Origin of the sequence: Paraburkholderia sp. LEh10 (genome assembly GCF_017814945.1) — a bacterium.
GTDB lineage: Bacteria > Pseudomonadota > Gammaproteobacteria > Burkholderiales > Burkholderiaceae > Paraburkholderia.
Genome location: NZ_JAGIPX010000003.1, coordinates 247925 through 266638 on the forward strand (window position 1 = coordinate 247925; position 18714 = coordinate 266638).

15 protein-coding genes are annotated in these 18714 nt (G+C 63.3%); 8 read left to right on the forward strand and 7 right to left on the reverse strand.

The window, feature by feature from the left end:
• The first annotated feature begins 7 nt into the window (after positions 1-7).
• The gene (locus J8I87_RS04110; RefSeq protein ID WP_209930166.1) at positions 8-1657 is read left to right on the forward strand and encodes a methyl-accepting chemotaxis protein; all 1650 of its coding nucleotides are present in this window, start codon (positions 8-10) and stop codon (positions 1655-1657) included.
• 91 nt (positions 1658-1748) lie between these two features.
• On the opposite strand, the gene J8I87_RS04115 is transcribed toward J8I87_RS04110, so the two are convergent.
• From J8I87_RS04115 to J8I87_RS04145, 7 genes are all read right to left on the reverse strand, one after another.
• Positions 1749-2561 (reverse strand): c-type cytochrome, encoded by an 813-nt coding sequence (locus J8I87_RS04115; protein WP_209930167.1) that lies wholly within the window; start codon positions 2559-2561, stop codon positions 1749-1751.
• Positions 2558-4183 (reverse strand): b(o/a)3-type cytochrome-c oxidase subunit 1, encoded by a 1626-nt coding sequence (locus J8I87_RS04120; protein WP_209930168.1) that lies wholly within the window; start codon positions 4181-4183, stop codon positions 2558-2560. The genes J8I87_RS04115 and J8I87_RS04120 overlap by 4 nt, the downstream gene beginning before the upstream one ends.
• Positions 4170-4742: a cytochrome C oxidase subunit II gene (locus J8I87_RS04125; RefSeq protein WP_209930169.1), complete on the reverse strand. Its 573-nt coding sequence runs from the start codon at positions 4740-4742 to the stop codon at positions 4170-4172. Before J8I87_RS04125 ends, J8I87_RS04120 begins: the two co-directional genes overlap by 14 nt.
• Before the next feature lie 2 nt (positions 4743-4744).
• Positions 4745-4927, reverse strand: coding sequence for a hypothetical protein (locus tag J8I87_RS04130; RefSeq protein ID WP_209930170.1), 183 nt, complete (start codon positions 4925-4927; stop codon positions 4745-4747).
• Positions 4928-4970: 43 nt separating this feature from the next.
• Complete coding sequence (locus J8I87_RS04135; protein WP_209930171.1) at positions 4971-6353, reverse strand: cytochrome c; 1383 nt, start codon at positions 6351-6353, stop codon at positions 4971-4973.
• Positions 6350-7072, reverse strand: a complete 723-nt coding sequence (locus J8I87_RS04140; protein WP_209930172.1) for a c-type cytochrome — start codon at positions 7070-7072, stop codon at positions 6350-6352. Before J8I87_RS04140 ends, J8I87_RS04135 begins: the two co-directional genes overlap by 4 nt.
• Positions 7073-7502: 430 nt before the next feature.
• Positions 7503-8396 (reverse strand): LysR family transcriptional regulator, encoded by an 894-nt coding sequence (locus J8I87_RS04145; RefSeq protein WP_209930173.1) that lies wholly within the window; start codon positions 8394-8396, stop codon positions 7503-7505.
• A gap of 96 nt (positions 8397-8492) precedes the next feature.
• On the opposite strand from J8I87_RS04145, the gene J8I87_RS04150 reads away from it, so the two are divergent.
• The 7 genes from J8I87_RS04150 (at position 8493) to J8I87_RS04180 (ending at position 18675) form a co-directional block, all read left to right on the forward strand.
• Positions 8493-9800 (forward strand): MFS transporter, encoded by a 1308-nt coding sequence (locus J8I87_RS04150; protein WP_313063768.1) that lies wholly within the window; start codon positions 8493-8495, stop codon positions 9798-9800.
• Positions 9801-10447: 647 nt separating this feature from the next.
• Positions 10448-11101, forward strand: a complete 654-nt coding sequence (locus tag J8I87_RS04155) for a response regulator transcription factor (RefSeq protein ID WP_209930207.1) — start codon at positions 10448-10450, stop codon at positions 11099-11101.
• Positions 11102-11223: 122 nt separating this feature from the next.
• Complete coding sequence (locus tag J8I87_RS04160) at positions 11224-11925, forward strand: response regulator transcription factor (protein ID WP_209930175.1); 702 nt, start codon at positions 11224-11226, stop codon at positions 11923-11925.
• A 93-nt stretch (positions 11926-12018) separates the two neighbouring features.
• Positions 12019-12660: a response regulator transcription factor gene (locus tag J8I87_RS04165; RefSeq protein ID WP_209930176.1), complete on the forward strand. Its 642-nt coding sequence runs from the start codon at positions 12019-12021 to the stop codon at positions 12658-12660.
• A gap of 213 nt (positions 12661-12873) precedes the next feature.
• Positions 12874-13620: an aquaporin gene (locus J8I87_RS04170; protein ID WP_209930177.1), complete on the forward strand. Its 747-nt coding sequence runs from the start codon at positions 12874-12876 to the stop codon at positions 13618-13620.
• Positions 13621-13735: 115 nt separating this feature from the next.
• Positions 13736-18091, forward strand: a complete 4356-nt coding sequence (locus J8I87_RS04175; RefSeq protein WP_245253678.1) for an ATP-binding protein — start codon at positions 13736-13738, stop codon at positions 18089-18091.
• A 149-nt stretch (positions 18092-18240) separates the two neighbouring features.
• The gene (locus tag J8I87_RS04180) at positions 18241-18675 is read left to right on the forward strand and encodes a CHRD domain-containing protein (RefSeq protein WP_209930179.1); all 435 of its coding nucleotides are present in this window, start codon (positions 18241-18243) and stop codon (positions 18673-18675) included.
• The last annotated feature ends 39 nt before the right edge of the window (positions 18676-18714 follow it).

Sequence of the window (18714 nt, forward strand, 5' to 3'; positions counted from 1 at the left end):
ACGCTTCATGCTGAAAGGTCTTTCAATTCGCGCATACCTCACGTTGATGATCGTGCTGTTCGGCATCGTATTGCTGATCGGCGCGGCGGCGGGACTGTTGTCGCTGCGTGAGAGCAATGCGTCGTTGCAGCAGATGTACACGGTCGATACGCCGGCCGTCGCCGATCTCGAAGGCAGCGCCGGGCAATTGCTTCGCCTGCGTCTCACGCTGGCGACGTACTCGTCGCTGATCGAACTGAACGAACAGGAAGGCGCCGACGCCGTGCTCAAGCGTTACGACAACTATCTGAAGGTGTCGAACGAACGGCTTGCCCATTACATCAGCAAGGCCAGCAACGACGCGGAAGAACAACGCCTCATCAAGGATATGCAGGACAAGCGCGACACGTTGCTGCGCGAAGGCATCGATCCCGCATTCGCCGCGCTCAAGTCAGGCGACAAGGCGGCATTTCACCAGTTGCAGGGCCACAAACTGTCGCCGCTCTACAGCGCTTATGAAAAGGCGATGCTTTCGCTCGAAAAGCTCCAGCTCGATCACGCCGAGCAACGTTATCAGGACGCGCAGCAGCTGTTCTACACGATCAGCATGGCAGTCGCGATCGGCATGGCGGCCACGCTGATTTTCGCGTGGCTTGGCCGTCTCGTGATGGTTCGCGCGATCGTGCATCCCGTCGATGCCACGATCGAGCAGTTTCAGCGCATCGCCAACGGCGACCTGACGAGCCGCGTCGACAGTGTCAGCGACAACGAAATGGGCCGGCTTGCCGCAGCGCTGCGGAAAATGCAGGAGTCGCTGATCGCGACGGTCAACACAGTGCGCGACGGCACCGATTCGATCGATACGGGCGTGAGCGAAATCGCCGCCGGCAACACGAACCTCTCGCAACGGACCGAAGAGCAGGCCGCCTCGCTCGAACAAACGGCGGCGAGCATCGAAGAGCTGACATCGACCGTCAAGCAGACAGCCGACAACGCAAAGCAGGCCAGCACGCTCGCGCAGGGCGCATCGACGCTCGCGGCCCAGGGCGGCGACCTGACGCAGCAGGTGGTCGGCACGATGCAGCAGATCGTCGACGATTCGCGGCGTATCGCGGATATCGTCGGCGTGATCGAAGGCATCGCGTTCCAGACCAACATCCTTGCGCTGAACGCGGCCGTCGAAGCGGCGCGCGCGGGCGAGCAGGGCCGAGGCTTCGCCGTCGTCGCGAGCGAAGTGCGTTCGCTCGCGCAGCGTAGTGCGGCAGCGGCGAAAGAGATCAAGGGCTTGATCGGCGAATCGAACGAACGCGTGACGGCGGGCGCGGACCTCGTGCAACGCTCGGGATCGACGATGACGGAGATCGTCGATGCGATTGCGCGCGTCAGCGCGATCATGGGCGAGATCGCCGAAGCCGCAACGGAACAGAGCACAGGCATCGATCAGGTCAATCTCGCTGTCGCGCAAATGGACGAGGTGACGCAGCAGAATGCGGCGCTCGTCGAGCAGGCCGCTGCCGCCGCCAGTTCGCTCGAAGAGCAGGCGCGGCGTCTCACGGACGCGGTGGCGGTGTTCCGCACGGATAGCGGGCACGTGTCATCGTCGCATAGCGCTGTGCGCCGCACGGTTGCGCAGAAGCAAATGGTGGAGATGTCGCTGGAGACGGCGGAAGCCGTCTGAACGTCGCCCGCTCGATAGAGCGCGACATGAAACAGAAACGGCGGTGCAGGCCTCGATGCCTGCACCGCCGTTCGTCTTTCAGTGCGATGCGTTAAGGCTGCCTTTGCGCGTAATACTTCGCCACACCGTCGATCTCTTCCGGCGTCATGTTGCGCGCGACGTTGCGCATCTGCTCATTGATGTCGTTGTGACGCATACCGTCGGCGAACGCTTTCAACTGTCCTGCCATATACACCGACGACTGGCCGCCGAGCCATGGCGCGGCGCCCTTGCGGTCGCGGTCGCCGTGACATGCGGCACACGGCGCGATGTTGCGCATCGGCGAGCCTTCGTTCACGAGCTTGCGGATGCTCGCGTCTTCGCCCGTGGCTTGCTCGACGGCGGCGGGACGCGGCAGTGTCGAATAGTAGTTCGCGAGATCGTGCAGATCGCGGTCGTTCAGACGCGCGATGATGGGCGGCATGATCGAGTTCATGCGCTGGCCGCTCTGGTAATCGCGTAGCTGCTTGTAGATCACATCCGCATATTCACCCGCGAGCACGGGCGCCGTCACTTGAATCAGGCTTTCGACGCCGTGGCACATCGAGCAGTTCTGCGCGAGCGTCGCGCCGCGCCCGATCGATTCGGCGCTGGGCCGCGTGCGGCCCCACGGCGGCGCGGGCGGTATCACGATCACGTTGCTCGGCGCGGGACCGGCGATGTTCCCGCTTTGCGTGAACCACGACGACGGTGCGCCCGCCGCGCTGCAGATCGTCGCCCATAGCCCACGCTGCGTGAAGTCGGGGTGCTTCGACGGCAGCCAGATGAAGCCGATCAGTATCGACACGACGGCAATCGCGATCACGCAGCCGACGCTCGACGTGAACCACCGGTTGCTGAAGCTGATGACGCGTTCGTCGCTCATGATCGCGCTCCCACCGACACGGCCGGCACGGAAGTCTGCTGCAGTCCGAGCAGTTGCGCGATCGGCACGCTGTAGTTGACGACCGTGAGGCCGATCATCAGCGCGACCCACAGGCCGAAGCTGTTCAGCGCGGCAGGTACTCGCTCGACGGGATGCACGGTCGCGCTGAAGCGGAACTGCTTCGGCTGCTCGAGCGCACCGAACTGCGCCTTGGCAAGAATGTAGAGAAAGAGCAGCCCGGAGATCACCAGGATCAGCCCGCCGAACGCCGACACGGCCACCCAGACCGCTTGCGGCGCTATCGCCGGATTGCTGTAGTCGTAGTAGGCCATCCGGCGCGGCGCGCCGAGCAGGCCGACGTAATGCCACGGCAGCGTGACGACCATCATGCCGATGAACCACAGCCACAGTTGCCAGCGGATCAGGCTCAGCGAGCCGATTGCGCGGCCTGTCAGTTGCGGCCACAGCTCGTACGCGATCGCGAAGTACATGATGACGATCGCACCGCCGAAGATCAGGTGAAAGTGCCCGGTGATCCATTGCGTGTTGTGCACCGTTTCATTCAGCTGGTAGCTCATGTTGATGAGCCCGCCCGCGCCGCCGAAGCCGAGCATGATGAACGAGAACGCGATCACGAGCATCATCGGGTTGTCCCACGGCAGCGCCTTCAGCCAGCCGAACGCGCCCTTGCCGCCGCGCAGCCGTCCCGCGATTTCCACCGACGCGCAGATCGTGAACACGGTGAGCAGCGTCGGCACCGAGACCATGCCCGTGAACACGGCATGCACGAACTTGAAGCCCGCGCCGACCTGCGGATCGGCGAACAGATGGTGAATGCCGATCGGCATCGCGAACACGAGGAACAGGATGAACGACACGCGCGCCATCGAATCGCTATAGAGACGCCCGCCGATCGCGCGCGGCACCAGCGTGTAGTACGCGATATACGACGGCACGAGCCAGAAATAGACGATCGCGTGCAGCGTCCATGAGAACAGCACGCGCGCGAGGCCCGCGTCGATGGTCGTCTTCAGGCCGAGTGCGACGGGCAAGATCTGGAAGAGGATTTCGAGCGCGGCGCCGACGGCCGTCCACGCCCACAGATACGCGCCCGCGACGTTCGCGTACATCGCAAGCGGCACCGGCTTGCCGGGGTTCGCGCGTTTCCAGATGTGCAGGTTCACGCCCATCAGCGCGACCCAGATCCACGAGCCGACCACCACCAGCACCACGCCGAGGTAGTAGAACGGGCTGCCGATCATGGGCGGATAGAACGTGAAGAGCACCGATGCCTGGCCCGCCGCGATGGGCACGACGGCCATCACCGCGCCGACCACGAGCAGGATGAACGCGGCCCACGCCCACTTCAGTCCGACGAGCGCCTGTTGCAGCGCCAGCTCGACGATTGCGTAGCCGAAGCCCATCGCCACCAGCGTGGGCAGCACGTAGGCCATCACCGTGCCGTGCGCCGTCACAGAGCGGTAGTACAGCTCCGGTTCGCCGATCCACGGATGCAGCGGACTGCGCACGAGCATCTGCCATGCGCCCAGCAGAAGCGCGATTCCGAACGCGATGAACGCGAGCCAGAAGTGCGCGAGAACGAGTCGCTTAGCGTGAAACACAGCTGAGCCTCCGGTTTTGTTTCGCCTGCTCGAAGAAAGCAGCCTTGTCGATGACCTTCACGTGCGCCCACATTGTCTGATGGCCGAAGCCGCAGAACTCGTGGCAGGGCATCAGGTGCTCGGCGGGTTTGTCGAAGGTGGAGGAAAACGTCGCGACGTAGCCAGGCACGACCATCGTGTTGATGTTCGTGTCGGTGACGAGCAGGCCGTGCACGACGTCGGCGCTCGTGGTGCGGAATGTGATCGGCGTGTCGGCGGGCACCAGCAGGCATTGCGGCGTGAACGAGTACTGCTGCGCGACGAAGCGCACGACGACGGAACCGTCGGTCTCGACGGCGCTGCCGAGATTGCTCTCGACGAATTCACCCGACATCTGCAGCCGGGATGGATCGATGGTCTCGACGCGCGATGGCGGCATCATCGCCCAGTGCAGTCCCGAGTACACGACCAGCGCCAGCATGAACACCACGATCGCGATGACGAAGTACGCCCAGCGCCTTTCAGCGCGCTCGGCGACGGCGTGACCGCTGTCAGGGGAATGGGAAGGTTGGCTCGACATGATCAGTGAATGACGCCGCGCGGCAAGAACACGAGAAAGTAGAAGCCGATCCAGATCGCCAGCACGACCACGGCCGCGACGCCCGCGACCGCGATCGCGCCGTGCGGTCCTTGCGCGACGATGCGTTCGACTTCGTCGTTCGAAGCGTTGCCGTACTGGTCGCCGGAGTGATCGTTAGGGTCCATCTGCGAAGTCTCCGATGACAGGATTTGAGTCAGTCAAGCATGGTCAGCGCAGCGGCGCCTTGCGCAGTTCGTTGACCTGTTTTGCCGTCACAGGCAGGCCGTGATTGCCCCACGCGGTACGGATATAGGTGACGACGGCCGCTGCGTCGGCGTCGTTGAGTTCCTGTGCGAAAGGCGGCATGCCGTACGGTTCGGGGTTGCGCCGCGTGCCCGGCGGGAAGCCGCCGTTGAGCACGATGCGGATCGGATTGACGGCCGAGTCCATTTCGATCGACTGATTGCGCGCGAGGGGCGGATAGTGCTGCAGCTTGCCTTCGCCATGCTCGCCGTGGCACATCGCGCACTTATCCGTATAGATGCGCTGGCCTGTCTCGAACACGGCCGGCTTGACGGTCGCCGACGGGCCTGTTTTGCGGCCGGGGTCGTTGTCGGGCAGCGTCTTCAGATAGACGGCCATCGCCTTGGCGTCGTCGTCGGTCATGTATTGCAGGCTGTGATACGTGACCTCGGCCATTGGCCCGTAGACCGCACCGCGATCGGAAATGCCCGCCTGCAGGAGATCGACGATGTCCTTGATGCTCCAGTCGCCGAGGCCGCCGTCCTTGTCGGACGTGAGCGACGGCGCATACCAGTTCTGCACCGGGATCAGCCCGCCCGCGAACTGCTCGCTCTTCGACGAGCCGCCGAGCAGATTGATTTTCGTGTGGCACATCGTACAGTGGCCGAGCCCTTCGACGAGATACGCGCCGCGGTTCCATTCGACGGAGCGCGACGGATTCGGCTGGAACTCGCCTTCGCGAAAGTACAGCGAACGCCAGCCGATCAGCAGCTCGCGCTGGTTGAACGGGAAGCGCAGCTCATGCTTGCGGTTCGGCTGATGGACGGGCGGCATCGACTTCAGGTACGCGAAGATCGCGTCGGAGTCTTCGCGCGTGACCTTCGTGTATTGCGCGATCGGCATGGCCGGATAGATCAGCTTGCCGTCGGGGCTCTTGCCCGTGCGCATCATCTTGAAGAAGTCGTCGGCTGTCCATTTGCCGATGCCGTATTCGTTGTCGGGGCTGATGTTCGGCGTATAGAGCGTGCCGAACGGCGTTTCCATCGCGAGGCCGCCGCCGAAGGTCTTGCCGCGCGGCGCGGTGTGGCACGCGACGCAGTCGCCCGCGCGCGCCAGATACTCGCCGCGCACAACGACCTCGGAACGTGTGTCGGTGCCGGCCGGCGCCGTTTCCGCCGCACGGGCCGCGCTGACGAAGGGCGGACACGGCGCGACGGCCGCGAGAGCGAACGAGGCGCCCGCGACGAGCGACAGCGCCGCGCGCCGCGTCAGACGCGCTGCACGCCGCATGCAGTTCGCGGAGCCAGCCGGGATGGAGCGAGGCGACGCGGAGCTAATCGACACAAAGCTAAATGACAGAGTCTTCATTCCGGTTGGCTCCCACATGCGAGCGGCAGCTTGCCGGGCAATCTCGGCACGGGACGCGGATCGGCGGGGCGCGGCTGACGCGCGAGCCAGCTCGATACGGCGGTGATGTCCTTGTCGTTCAGTTTGACGGCGATCGAGTGCATGCAATCGGGCGCGAGAGCGTGTCTCGTGCCGGAGCGCCACGTGCCCATCTGCCCGGCGATATAGCTCGTGTGCAGTCCGAGCAGGCCGGGGATGCCGGGTTGCTGTCCCGTCAGACGTTCGCCGTGGCACGCGGCGCAGGCGGGAATGCCGCGCTTCGCGTCGCCGCGCATGACGAGCTGCTTGCCGTAGTCGAGTGTTGCTTGCGGCAGCGGGTTGGTATCGGGATTCGGATAAGGCGGCTGCAGATCGGCAAAGTACTGGCTGATCTTGCGCAGATAGTCGTCGGGCAGGAACGCGAGCAGATAGCCCATCGGCGGATACGTGCGGCCGCCGTCGCGGAAGGCTGTCAGTTGGTTGAACAGATACTCGGCGGGCTTGCCCGCAATGCGCGGAAAATAGTCGTTGTTGCGCCCCTGGCCCTGCATGCCATGACAGGTCGTGCAGGCGTGCATTTTCTCGTCCATTGCCGATGGTGCGGATGCATCGTTCGAGGCCGCGAATGACGGCGTTGCGCACAAGGCGCACAAGACGCAAAAAAGCAACAGGATCGAAGAGCCGACGGTTCTGCGATGCACGACTTGCCTCGTAGGGAGAGGGTTTGTGTTTCTAGATATCCTTTTTACACCCTTGGAAGACGTGGCTCATGCCTGGCCACTCTTCGATGCTGCCTGGTTGTTCCCTTCACGCGCATGACCTATGTCAATGAAATTGCAATTGCCCTGACATGTGAAGAAGTGCGCGGCGCCGACAGTCTATTCAAGTGCGCACAAGCATGCAGAAGAGGGTGAGGCTCGACAGCGTGACACCGGCCGCTGCCGCGCGAAAGCCCCGGAATGCGCGCATGCTTCGCGCGTGCCTGCTTCGGCAAACGCTTCGCCACGTTAAGGCATCAGGATGACGTAGGCATTGCAACCATCATAGGAGGCAATCCGCGTCGTTTCAACGGAAGGCAGAACGCTTGCGATAGGTGTCAGCCCGACACGCTCACGCAACGGCAACCGCCTCTCACGCGAGCAGCCGCATGAACGCGGCGCGCGCATTGGTGACATGCCCGCTCTCGCCCGGGCGTCCCGGCAACAGATGGAACTCGACTGCCGGCAACTGCGGCAGAGCAACAGCAGGCGGGCACGGCACCATGCCCGAGCCGAGCGACGATTCGTTCAGACATGAGATGCCGAGCCCAGCTTTCAACGCCAACTGCAGGCCCGCCATGCCGGATGCCGAATGCGACACGACGTAAGGCACGTCGCGCTCATCGAGCAGGCGGACGACGAAGCGCTGCAGCTGACACGTCGCTGGCAAAAGCACGAGACGGAAGGGGGCGGCGATGTGCTGCGGATCGGCATCGGCCGACATCGCCCATACCAGCTTCTCGCGCCTCACGACGGTGCTCGACGCCCGCGCATTCGCCGATGGCGTGCGCTTCGCGCCGGGCGCGACGATGCGCAGCGACAGGCCGATATCGAAGGTCGTGTCGTCTTCGACGCTGCTGTCGATCACCGCGCTCGGCAGGACGGTCACATGCAGACGCAGGCGCGGATGCTGCTCCGAGAACAACTTCAGCACACGAGCGATGTCCTGCGGCCGGTAGTAGTCGGTAATCGCGATGCGCAACTCGCCATCGAGCGAGCGGCCCTGCAGGTCTTCGAACGCCGCTTCGCTCATCGCGAGAATGCGCCGCGCATGGTCGAGCAGCTTCGCGCCGGCCGGCGTCGCCGTGACGCCCTGCTTGCCGCGCAGAAAAAGCGGCTGGCCGACGCGCTCTTCGAGCTTCTTCAGTTGCTCGCTGGCGGACGACTGCGACAGGAACACGCGTTCCGCCCCCGCCGAAACGCTGCCCGCTTCGGCGACGGCGACGAAGGTGCGCAACTGCGCGAGGTCGAAAGCACGCTGGTTCATGTTTCGGAGTTTCCGATGGCTGGCATCCTATTTTCCCGCTTTTCCGATTGGTCGTCCAATCCTACGATGACTGTCGACTGAATGACGGAGGCAAACGTGGAGCAGGGATTCAAAGGATCGGAAGCATCGGGCGCCGTGCACGGCAATCATCGCTGGAAGGTGCTGGGTGTCGGCTTTGCCGCAAACGCGAGCTTTTCGGCTGCATTTTCGGGTATCCCGACGACGGCGATTTTTTTGCGCAACGGCTATCACCTCGGTAACGACGGGCTCGGTGTCGTGCTCGGCATGCTGGGTCTTGGCATCGCGCTCAGCGAGCTGCCGTGGGGACTGCTCACCGATCGCTGGGGCGACCGGCGCGTGCTGCTGCTCGGCCTGCTGACGACGGCGGCCGCGCTCGCCGCGATGGCGGGCTTCGTCGTGCCGCGCGGCGCTGACGCGCCCGGCATCGTGCCGCTCGCACTCGGACTGCTCGCGGTCGGGCTGCTCGGGGGCAGTGTCAATGGCTCGAGCGGCCGAGCCGTCATGGCATGGTTTCGCGAAGGCGAGCGCGGGCTCGCGATGAGCATCCGCCAGACGGCCGTCCCCGCGGGCGGCGGGCTCGGGGCGATGGCGCTGCCGTCGCTGGCCGCGCACTTCGGCTTTGTCGCCGTGTATGGCGTGCTTGCGGTGCTGTGCGCGGTGACGGCGCTGTTCGCGTGGCGCTGGCTGCACGAGGCGCCCAGCGCCGCTGCGCAGGCGGACCAGACGGCCGCGGCGGGTGGCGAACTCGCGGCCATGCAAGCCACGCGAGTCTCGCCGCTGCGAGATGCCGGCGTGTGGCGCGTCGCGCTCGGCATCGGCGTGCTGTGCGTGCCGCAACTCGCCGTCGTCACGTTCGCGACCGTTTTTCTCCATGATTTCGGCCATGCCGGCGTGGTTGGCATCAGCGCGACGATGGGCGCCGTGCAGACGGGCGCCGCCGTCGCGCGTGTCTGGAGCGGACGCTGGACGGACCGGCACGGCAACCGGCGCGCGTACATGCGCGTCTGCAGCGTGCTGACGGCACTGCTGTTCGCAACGCTCGCATTGATCGCCGCGTGCTTCGGCGACGGATACGGCTGGGTGACGACCCTGTTCGCGGCGATGGTTGTGTTGGGCGGCGTGAGCGCATCCGCGTGGCACGGCGTTGCATATACGGAGCTCGCGACGCTCGCCGGAACGCGCCGCGCGGGCACTGCGCTTGCGATGGGCAACACCTGTGCGTTCATGACGCTGTTCGTCACGCCGCTTGCGATTCCTCCGTTGCTCGCGGCGACTTCGTGGCCGGCCGTGTGGGCGGTCGCGAGCGCATGTGCGTTGCTCGCGCTACCTGTTTTCCCGCGACCGTCGCGCGCGGCGGGGTACGCGCCGCGCGTCGGAGCGTGATCGCATTGGCGCCTTTTCAGACTTTTTCTTTTGGCGTTCGGCCATGTACCGAACGCTCTTTTATTTTCGACGTTGTTTTCTGCATTCGATTGATCGAATTATTCCTGTGTTGGAGATTCGATCGGTTGTGTCTGATTTATCTGATGTGAAAGTCGGAATTATTTTAAGTGGCGACTTTTCCTGGATTCGCTTTCTAAGTTAATTCCTCTTTTGGGTGTATATTAAAAAAATAAATCGACGATTTGCACGGAATTCATATTGAATCTAATACGCTACCGGGCGTTATTGCGAGGAACGTCCATCGGCCCCTGAACTATCCGCTCGTGGCGATTTTGCTCGCCGCTGCTTCCTAGCCTGTGCTTCGAAATTTCGGAAATGATGTGCTGAAAATGGACGGTCACTGTCGCGATGGGAATGCTGGTTATTGGAAGTTCTCGATAAAATTTTCAAATTGCCTTTGAATCAGCCACTGATTCGGAACTCTCTGATATTCCGCTTTTGTCGTGGATGTTTTGATTATGTTTGTCGGAGCGCAATTCGCTATATGTCGCCAGCAATGTCGTAAAGCGGCCTCGTATTTGGCATTGCTTTTCGGAATTGACAAACACAAACCAATAAACAGGGCGGCAATAGTGAACCTTCGAGTCATGCTGGCAGACGATCACCCGTTTGTTCTGCTCGGTATCCGGGCCACGCTGGTGGCACTGGGGGGCTTCGCTATCGTTGGGGAGGCGACGAGTCCTTCGTCGCTCGTCCAGTTGATGGAGAAGACGCCGTGCGACGTGCTCGTGACGGACCTGACCATGCCCAACGCGTCTGGCGACGCCGACGACGGGCTGCGGCTCATCCGGCGTGTCAGGATGGGCTGGCCAGAAGTGCGCATTGTCGTGCTGACGAGCCTGACGAATGCGGCCATTCTCCGTTCGATCATGTCGGACGGCGTGATCGGCATGCTCAACAAGAGCGAATCGATGGACGAACTGGCGTCGGCCATTCGCGCAGCGGGCGCGGGCCGTTCCTACGTCAGCAAGTCGATCCTGCTGACACTCGCGCAAGCGAGCGGCGACCCGCCTGGCATGTCGCCCATGCGCCACTTGTCGCCGCGGCAGGCGGAGGTCATTCGCATGTTCGTGCGTGGCAAGTCGATCTCTGAGATCGCTCGCGACCTGGGGCGTGACGTCCGGACAGTTAGCCGGCAAAAACGCGACGCCATGGCGAAACTGGGTGTGAGCAACGACCCCGGTCTATTTGCATTCGTACGGGCGTACGGTCTTGTGCAAAAAGCTATTCAGGATGGCTAAACATAAAACATTCATGACAGATGCCTCTCTTTCGGATGAGTCTTATGTCTGCCGGGGGCTGAATGTCCGATTCTCGCGGGCAAAACGATGTAACAGGTGACAGGTACAGGGAGGACCAGGCCGTGAATATCAAGAGGGACGGGACATTACCGATCCGCACCATCATCGCTGACGATCATCCGCTGGTCCTGCTTGCGATGGAGAATCTGATGTCGGGCTTCCCGAATATCGAAATCGTGGGAAGGGCAACAGATTCATCTGAACTGTTTGCTGAAGCGCAGCGTGTCAAATGCGAACTCATCGTCATGGACTTGTACATGCCGGGAGGCGCGTACGGCGACGGCGTCGACATGGTCCGCCAGTTCAGGGAGCGTCATCCCGACGTCGTCATCGTCGTGCTGACCATGGAAACGGCGGCCGATGCATTGCAAAAGGTAATCGGGCTCGGCGTGGGCGCTGTCATCAGCAAGCGTGACCGCATCGATCTGATTCACGTGGCCATCATCACCGCGTTGGCCCGCGAATGTTATGTGGGCCCTGCAATCCGCGCGTTGCTGGCTGACGCGACGCTGTCGCGCCGGATCGACTACGTGCGGCAGGTGCTTTCGAGGCGCGAGCTCGAAGTCCTGACGCACTATGCGTCGGGGCGTGGCGTGACGGAAATCGCGCTGAGGCTTGGCCGCAGCGTCAAGACGATCAGCGCGCAGAAATGCACGGCGATGCGCAAGCTGTCGCTGCAAAGCGATGCGGAGCTATTCAGGTTCGCGGTCGAGCACGGACTGGTGCCCGACGATCAACTGGACGCTGCACGCAGTTTGGCCTGAAGAGGTTGACGTAGCGGCGCCGCAACGTAGCGAAACGACCGTCTGCAAGGGGACAGCAATGAAGCGACGGTCCACCGAGAAGAATACAACAAGATGGAAAACAAGATTCGGGTCGTCTTGGCAGACGATCACGCATGCGTGCGCATGGGCGTCAAATATTTGCTGGAGCAGATAACCCATGTCTCCGTGGTGGGCGAGGCGGCAGATACGCAAGCCCTTGCCGAATTGCTCGATTCGTGCGCGTGCGATGTCGTTGTATCGGACCTCGGCATGCCGGGTATCGATGGCGAGAGCAATGCGATCCAGTTCCTGAGACGTCTGTTGCACCATGCGCCCCATTTGCCCGTTGTGGTGCTCACGATGATCCATCAGGCATCGATTCTGATGGGGCTGCTGCAGCACGGCATCGCCGGAATCGTCGACAAGCGCGATATCACGGCATCGCTCGTACACGCGATCGACGCCGCGGTGACGGGGCAGGGATATCTGTCCAATCACGCCCGCGCGGCCATCGCGGAGGCGGGTGTGCCTCAGCCGCGGGCAGGCGTGATGAGCGCGCGGGAGTGGAAGGTATTCACGATGTATGTGAGCGGCATGACGATTGGTCAAATTGCCGTCAAGCTGAATCGCAGCGCCAAGACAATCAGCACGCAAAAGCGCAATGCGATGCGCAAGCTTGGTCTGGAGACGGAAGCCGACGTTATCGACTACGCATGCCAGATCGGTCTTACATGAACTCTTTCGCAGCAGGCTTACGCACGCTAACATTTTTTTCGGAGTTGTCCGATTTATCGATTTGTTTGCTCGCACAACAATCTCCTGTTGGACTCCGCGGATCGCGGGGGCGAGCGCCATGCCATTGATTCGACCTGCATATCAATCGATACCGGGCGCAAAAGAGAGTCCGCCTCGCAGAGCGATCGGGCGGCGCAGTTACCGGGAGGGTGCATGTCAGGGCTGGTGAAGCGGTTGATCGTGGAAGGCGCTGGGACGGCTTGGCTTGTGTTCATCGGATGCGGCACGGCGGTGTTCAACTCGGGCGCGCAGGGCAATAGCATTTTGGCCATGCCGCTGGCATTCGGTTTCGCACTGACTACGGCGACCTATGTGCTCGGGCGTTTCTCAGGCGCTCACTTCAACCCTGCCGTCACGGTGGGCTTCGTCACGGCGCAACGCTTTCCAGTCCGCTATCTCGCGCCGTACATCGCGGCGCAAATACTCGGCGCGGTCGCGGGCGCCGCGTTGCTGGCCTATATCGCCAGCGGGCGTCCAGGATTCGAACTCGCAGCGAGCGAATTCGGCGCCAACGGGTACGGCGATCACTCGCCTGCCGACTATCAACTGCATTCCGCGCTAGCCGTCGAAGTGACGATGTCCTTTGCGTTCGTCATGGCTCGCATGCTGATGTCGGGCTACAAATCGGCCACATTGGTCAGCCCGCTCGTCGCAGGCGTATGGCTGGCATTGAGCTACGTCGTCGCTGCACCCATTACCAACGCATCGCTCAATCCCGCGCGCTCGACGGGGCCGGCGCTTTTCGTCGGCGACTGGGCGCTCGACCAGTTGTGGCTGTTCTGGGCGGCTCCGCTCGCGGGTGGCGTGCTCGCCGGCCTGCTGCATTCCCGGCTGCCCGGCGACTCGCGCGATTACCGCGTGCCTTCGCCGTACGAGGGCCGCCACGGCGAGTCGGCGTGAGCGTGCGGCCATGCTCTCCCCAGACCTGACGGCTTCTTCCACGTGTAAATCTGCTCGCGCCGCGTGGCTGATTCGCGTTTGCCGAGTCCTGACAGCCTGCATCGCGCTGCTTTCGATGTGGCTGTACAGCCAGTCGGCGAATGCGGCCCCTGACACCACTCCATCTGCATTTCCTCGAAAGCTGACGGTCGGTGTGCTCGCCAATGGCTGGTCGCCATTCGAGATGTTTCAAGACGGCAAATACACGGGTTTGAGCGTCGACTATCTGCGCGCCATCGTCGGACGGGATGTCGAAATCGAGACGAAAGCGTATCCCGACATGGAGCAGTTGCTTGCAGCGGCTTGCGCGAACCGCGTCGACCTGCTGACGAGCATCGCCCGTACGCCGGGGCGCGAGCATTGCCTGTCATTTTCGGTGCCCTATTTTCGCGGCTCGACTTCGGCGGTGACGCTCGCGGACAACACGATGGCGCTGTCGGGGCGGGCGCAGCTTCAAACCGCGCGCGTGGCCGTCGAGCGCGGCTTCGCGCTGAGCACGGTGCTGCGGGAGCGGTATCCGCGCGCACGGATCAATGTCGTTGCCGACACGCTCTCGGCCTTGCGTGCGGTCAAAAAGGGCGACGACGACGTGTACTTCGGCTTCACGCCGGCTGTGCGCCACTATCTCATCGATGCCGAATTCCGCAACCTGGGCATCGCATTCGAGGAAACGGGGCAGTTCAGCGAACTACGCTTTGCCGTGCCCATCGCGAGAAGCGATCTGCGAGACAAGCTCGACCGCGGCCTCGCGGCCATGCAGCCGGAAGACGAAGCCGCGATCCGGGCGCGATGGCTCGGTGCCACTTTCGACACGCGGGCCGCGTCGACGGTGCCCAATCTGGTCTTGAGCCGCGAAGAACAGGCCTGGTTGCAGTCGTTGCCGTCGTTGCCGGTCGGCTTCGACAGCGATTGGGCGCCGTTCAGCACGCTGGACGACACGGGCAGACCAACGGGCTTCGCCGCCGACTATCTCGACTATCTGAGCCGCACGCTGGGCCTCAAATTCCATCGAGCGCCGGCAAGGGACCGGACAGCGACGATTGACGAATTCAACCGTGGCAACGTCGCGGTGCTCGCTACGGCCACCCGCAACGATCCGCGCCTGTCGGGTGCGACCTATACACGTTCATACGAGAACTATCCCCTCGTTATCGTAGCGCGTGCACACGAGCCCGCCGCGCGCAGTCTGACCGATTTCGCAAAGCGGCGTGTAGTGGTTTCGTCGCACAGCCGCGGCTCGGTGCCGTTCGAACTGTACGGCGTACCCGCTGCACGCGTGATCGTCGCTCCGAGTCTGGACGCGGCGTTGCAACTGCTTGCCTCCGGGGGCGCCGATGCGCTGGTCGGCAATGTCGCGGAAATCGACGCCGCGCGCACGCGGAAGTATGCGGACGTGCTGAAGATCGTCGGCGCCGTGCGCGAGCCGGACCCCGTCGGCTTTGCCGTGCGCGACGATCTTGCGCCGCTGGCTGGGTTGATCGACCGCGCATTGCTTGCGATGCCCGCGTCAGAGCGGCAGCGCATCAGTCAAAAATGGGTGACGGGCGAGGTTGCGCCGCAACGCGGCTGGAGCGTGACGGCGTTGCGCCTGCTGCCGGTGCTGATCGGTATCGGTGTCGTGCTGCTGGTGACGTTGCGGGCCTACATGCTGCTGCAACGCGAAGTCGCGCGGCGCGAGCGCACCGAGCGCGAACTCGAGTCGCAGCTGAATTTCCAGCAGACGATGATGGAGATGGTGCCCTATCCGCTCGTCGCGAAAGACTTGTGTGGGCGTTACATCGCCGTCAACCGGGCCTACGAGGACGCAACCGGGCTCTCTCGCGACGCCGTCATCGGCCGTACCAGCGCCGATGTTCGCGCATGGGGCGAGGACAACGGCGTGCGGCTCGAACAGTTGACCCGCGACGTGCTGAAGAGCGCCACGCCGACGCAAGTCGAACTGGAGTTCGAAGGCCGCGACGGCGACAGCCGCCATGGCATCTTTTGCGTGTCCGTCTGCAACGGGGCAGACGGGGCGCCCGTGTGCGTGCTGGGCACGGTCGTCGACATCACTGACATCCGGCGTGCAGAAGTGCTGGCGAGCGAGACCCAGCGGCGCCTCGTCGACGTCACGAGTTCATTGCCGGCCGTGGTGTTCCAGTTGCGGCGCGGCCTCGATGGCAAATACACGTTCCCGTATGTCGGCGGCGATACGGAGCACCTGTTCGGATACGACAGCAATGTGCTGATGCGCAGTGGCGAGCTCGATTTCAGCACCATCTGCGCAGACGATCGTCCTGTCGTCGTGGCCGCACTTGAGCGGTCCGCGGAGCTTTCCGAACCGCTGCGCCTCGAGTTTCGCATCGATGGCGGGATCGAACAGCGCTGGGTTCGCGCGGGACTCGTGCCGCGCCTCGAACCATCGGGCGTCACCGTATGGAGCGGCTATTGGGTCGACGTGAGCAGCGAACGGCTGCGTTCCGACGAACTCGCGCACGCGCGCGATCTGGCCGAAGCGGCGTCGCGCGCCAAGGATGACTTCCTCGCGATGATGAGCCACGAAATCCGTACGCCGATGAACGGCGTGCTCGGACTCGTCGAAGTCCTGGAGCGCACGCGGCTCGATGCCGACCAGGGCGAAATGCTCGGGATGATTCACGAATCGGCGGGCGCGCTGCTGCAGATTCTCGATGACCTGCTCGACTATTCGAAGATCGAGGCGGGACGCCTGACCATCGAGTCCGAGCCAATCGACCTGCGCGATCTCGTCGACACCGCGGTTGGTCTGCTGGCGGGACGCGCACACGAGAAAGGTCTGAAAGTACGCGTCGACATCGAACCGCAGGTGGCCGCGACGCTGCGCGGCGACAGTGTGCGACTGCGACAGATCCTGTTCAATCTGCTCGGAAACGCGATCAAGTTTACGCCGGAGGGTGAGGTCGACGTCCACGTGAAGGTGGTCGGCGAGGACGACGCGGGACAGACCATAGAAATAACCGTCGACGATACGGGTATCGGCATCGCGCCCGATGTGCAGGCGCGGCTGTTCGCGCCTTTCGTGCAGGCGGAATCATCGACGACACGGCGCTTTGGCGGCACGGGTCTCGGACTGACAATCTGCCGTAAGCTGGTCGCGCTGATGGGCGGCACGCTCTCGCTGTCCAGCGCGCCGGGCAAAGGGACCTGCATGACGCTGCGTCTGTCGATGCCGGTTGAAATGCAGCACTACACGGCGGGAGGATTGCGCGGCAAGCGGGGCATCGTCGCCACGAACGACAAGTCCGTCGCGCACGCGCTGATACATCTGGCGGCGGCGCTCGGCATCGAGTTGCATTGCGCAAGCAGCAACCGCAAGGAGTTGCATAATCCGCGCGTGCTGCGCGATGTAGACCTGGTTTTCGTCGCCGACGGCATCGACATTCCCGAGGCTGTCGCACAGTCCGGCGCGAAGGTCATCGGCCTGAGCGAGAAGCCAAAGCCGACGGGCTACCGGATCGTCGACGACGCCGTGCGCGTCAGCATCAATCCGATTTCGTGGCGCGGTCTGAGCGCTGCCTGCGCTGCCGCGCTGACGGGGCTGTCGCCGACGCCTCTGCGTCAACCGGGCGAAGTCGAAGCGAGCTTTGCGCCGCCGGACCGCGAGCGCGCGATCGCGGCAGGTCGTCTCGTGCTCGTCGCCGAGGATCATCCCGTCAATCAGGAACTGATCCGCCATCAACTGGCGCTGCTTGGCTTCGCGTGCGATGTCGTCAACGATGGCGCCGAAGCACTCGAAGCACTCGATGAGACGCCATACGGTTTCCTCATTACCGACTGCCACATGCCCAGGATGTCGGGCTACGAACTCGCGCGAGCCGTGCGCGAAAGAGAACGGCTCAGCGGCGCGCGGCTGCCGATTCTCGGCATCACCGCGAACACGGCGCCGGAAGATCTGAAGGCATGTCGCGCGGCCGGCATGGACGACTGCCTCGTGAAGCCGACGCGGCTCGCCACGTTGCGAGAATATCTGAGCCGGTGGTTCGGCGCGGACAGCGCGCGGCCCGCCGTGCAAGCTGAAGTGCCCGGCGCGCCCGTTGCGGATGCAGGTTCCGAAAGCGCCGACAACATGCCGTTCGTACCCGTCGACCTCAGCCAGTTGACGCAGATCTGGGGCAGCGAATCGACGGTCAAGTCGCTGCTCGACGCGTTCGTGTCGGCGGTGCGCGACGATCTGCGCGCGTTGCTGCCGCTGCTGAACGAGCCCGACGTCGCGGCGTTACGGCAGTGGCATCATCGCGTCGCCGGCGCGGCTGGCGTTTTGCAGTATCCGCCATTGCTCGGGGAACTCGAACACTATCGGCGGCGATTGACGGTTGCGCCCGTGGAGGAATTGCGTAGCGAAGGCGTCGCGCTGGTCCGCAAATGCAATACGATGCTCGACGGCATCGAAGAACAGGCTGCGCTGCTTGCCTGACACCCATTTTCCGTTTGCTTCGCAAGGCTTTTCATCGCTACGCGTGCGTCGTACGCCGTGCTCCGATTTGCACTAGTATGTGCTGGCGTCAGTTGCGGCATGGCATCCGCTGCGATGCTCGCCCGACGCACAAAGACCCGGAGATAACAATGACTGCGATTCGAAAGCTGAGCATGGTGGCCGTGTTGTGGGCGCTAGCGTCGGGAGTTGCGCTGGCCGACACGGTGGAATTGAAGGCGGACCTCGAACCGTCGAGCGAAGTGCCGCCCCGCGTGAGCCATGGGCACGGCGCATTGGACGCCACCTTCGACACCTCGAGCAGAATGCTCAAATGGACGGCCACATACGAAGGATTATCGGGTCCCGTGACGATGGCGCACTTCCATGGTCCGGCGCCCGTCGGTCAGAACGCGAAGGTGCAGGTGCCCATCGACAAGAATGCGCTCGCCAGTCCGATCAAGGGTTCCGCGACGCTGACGGAACAGCAGGTCACCGATTTGATTGCCGGACAGTGGTACTTCAACGTCCATACGGCGCAAAATCCTTCGGGCGAAATTCGCGGCCAGGTATTGCCGGCGAACTAAACCAACGAGAAGCCAACACATGCAGCCACGATGGCCGCG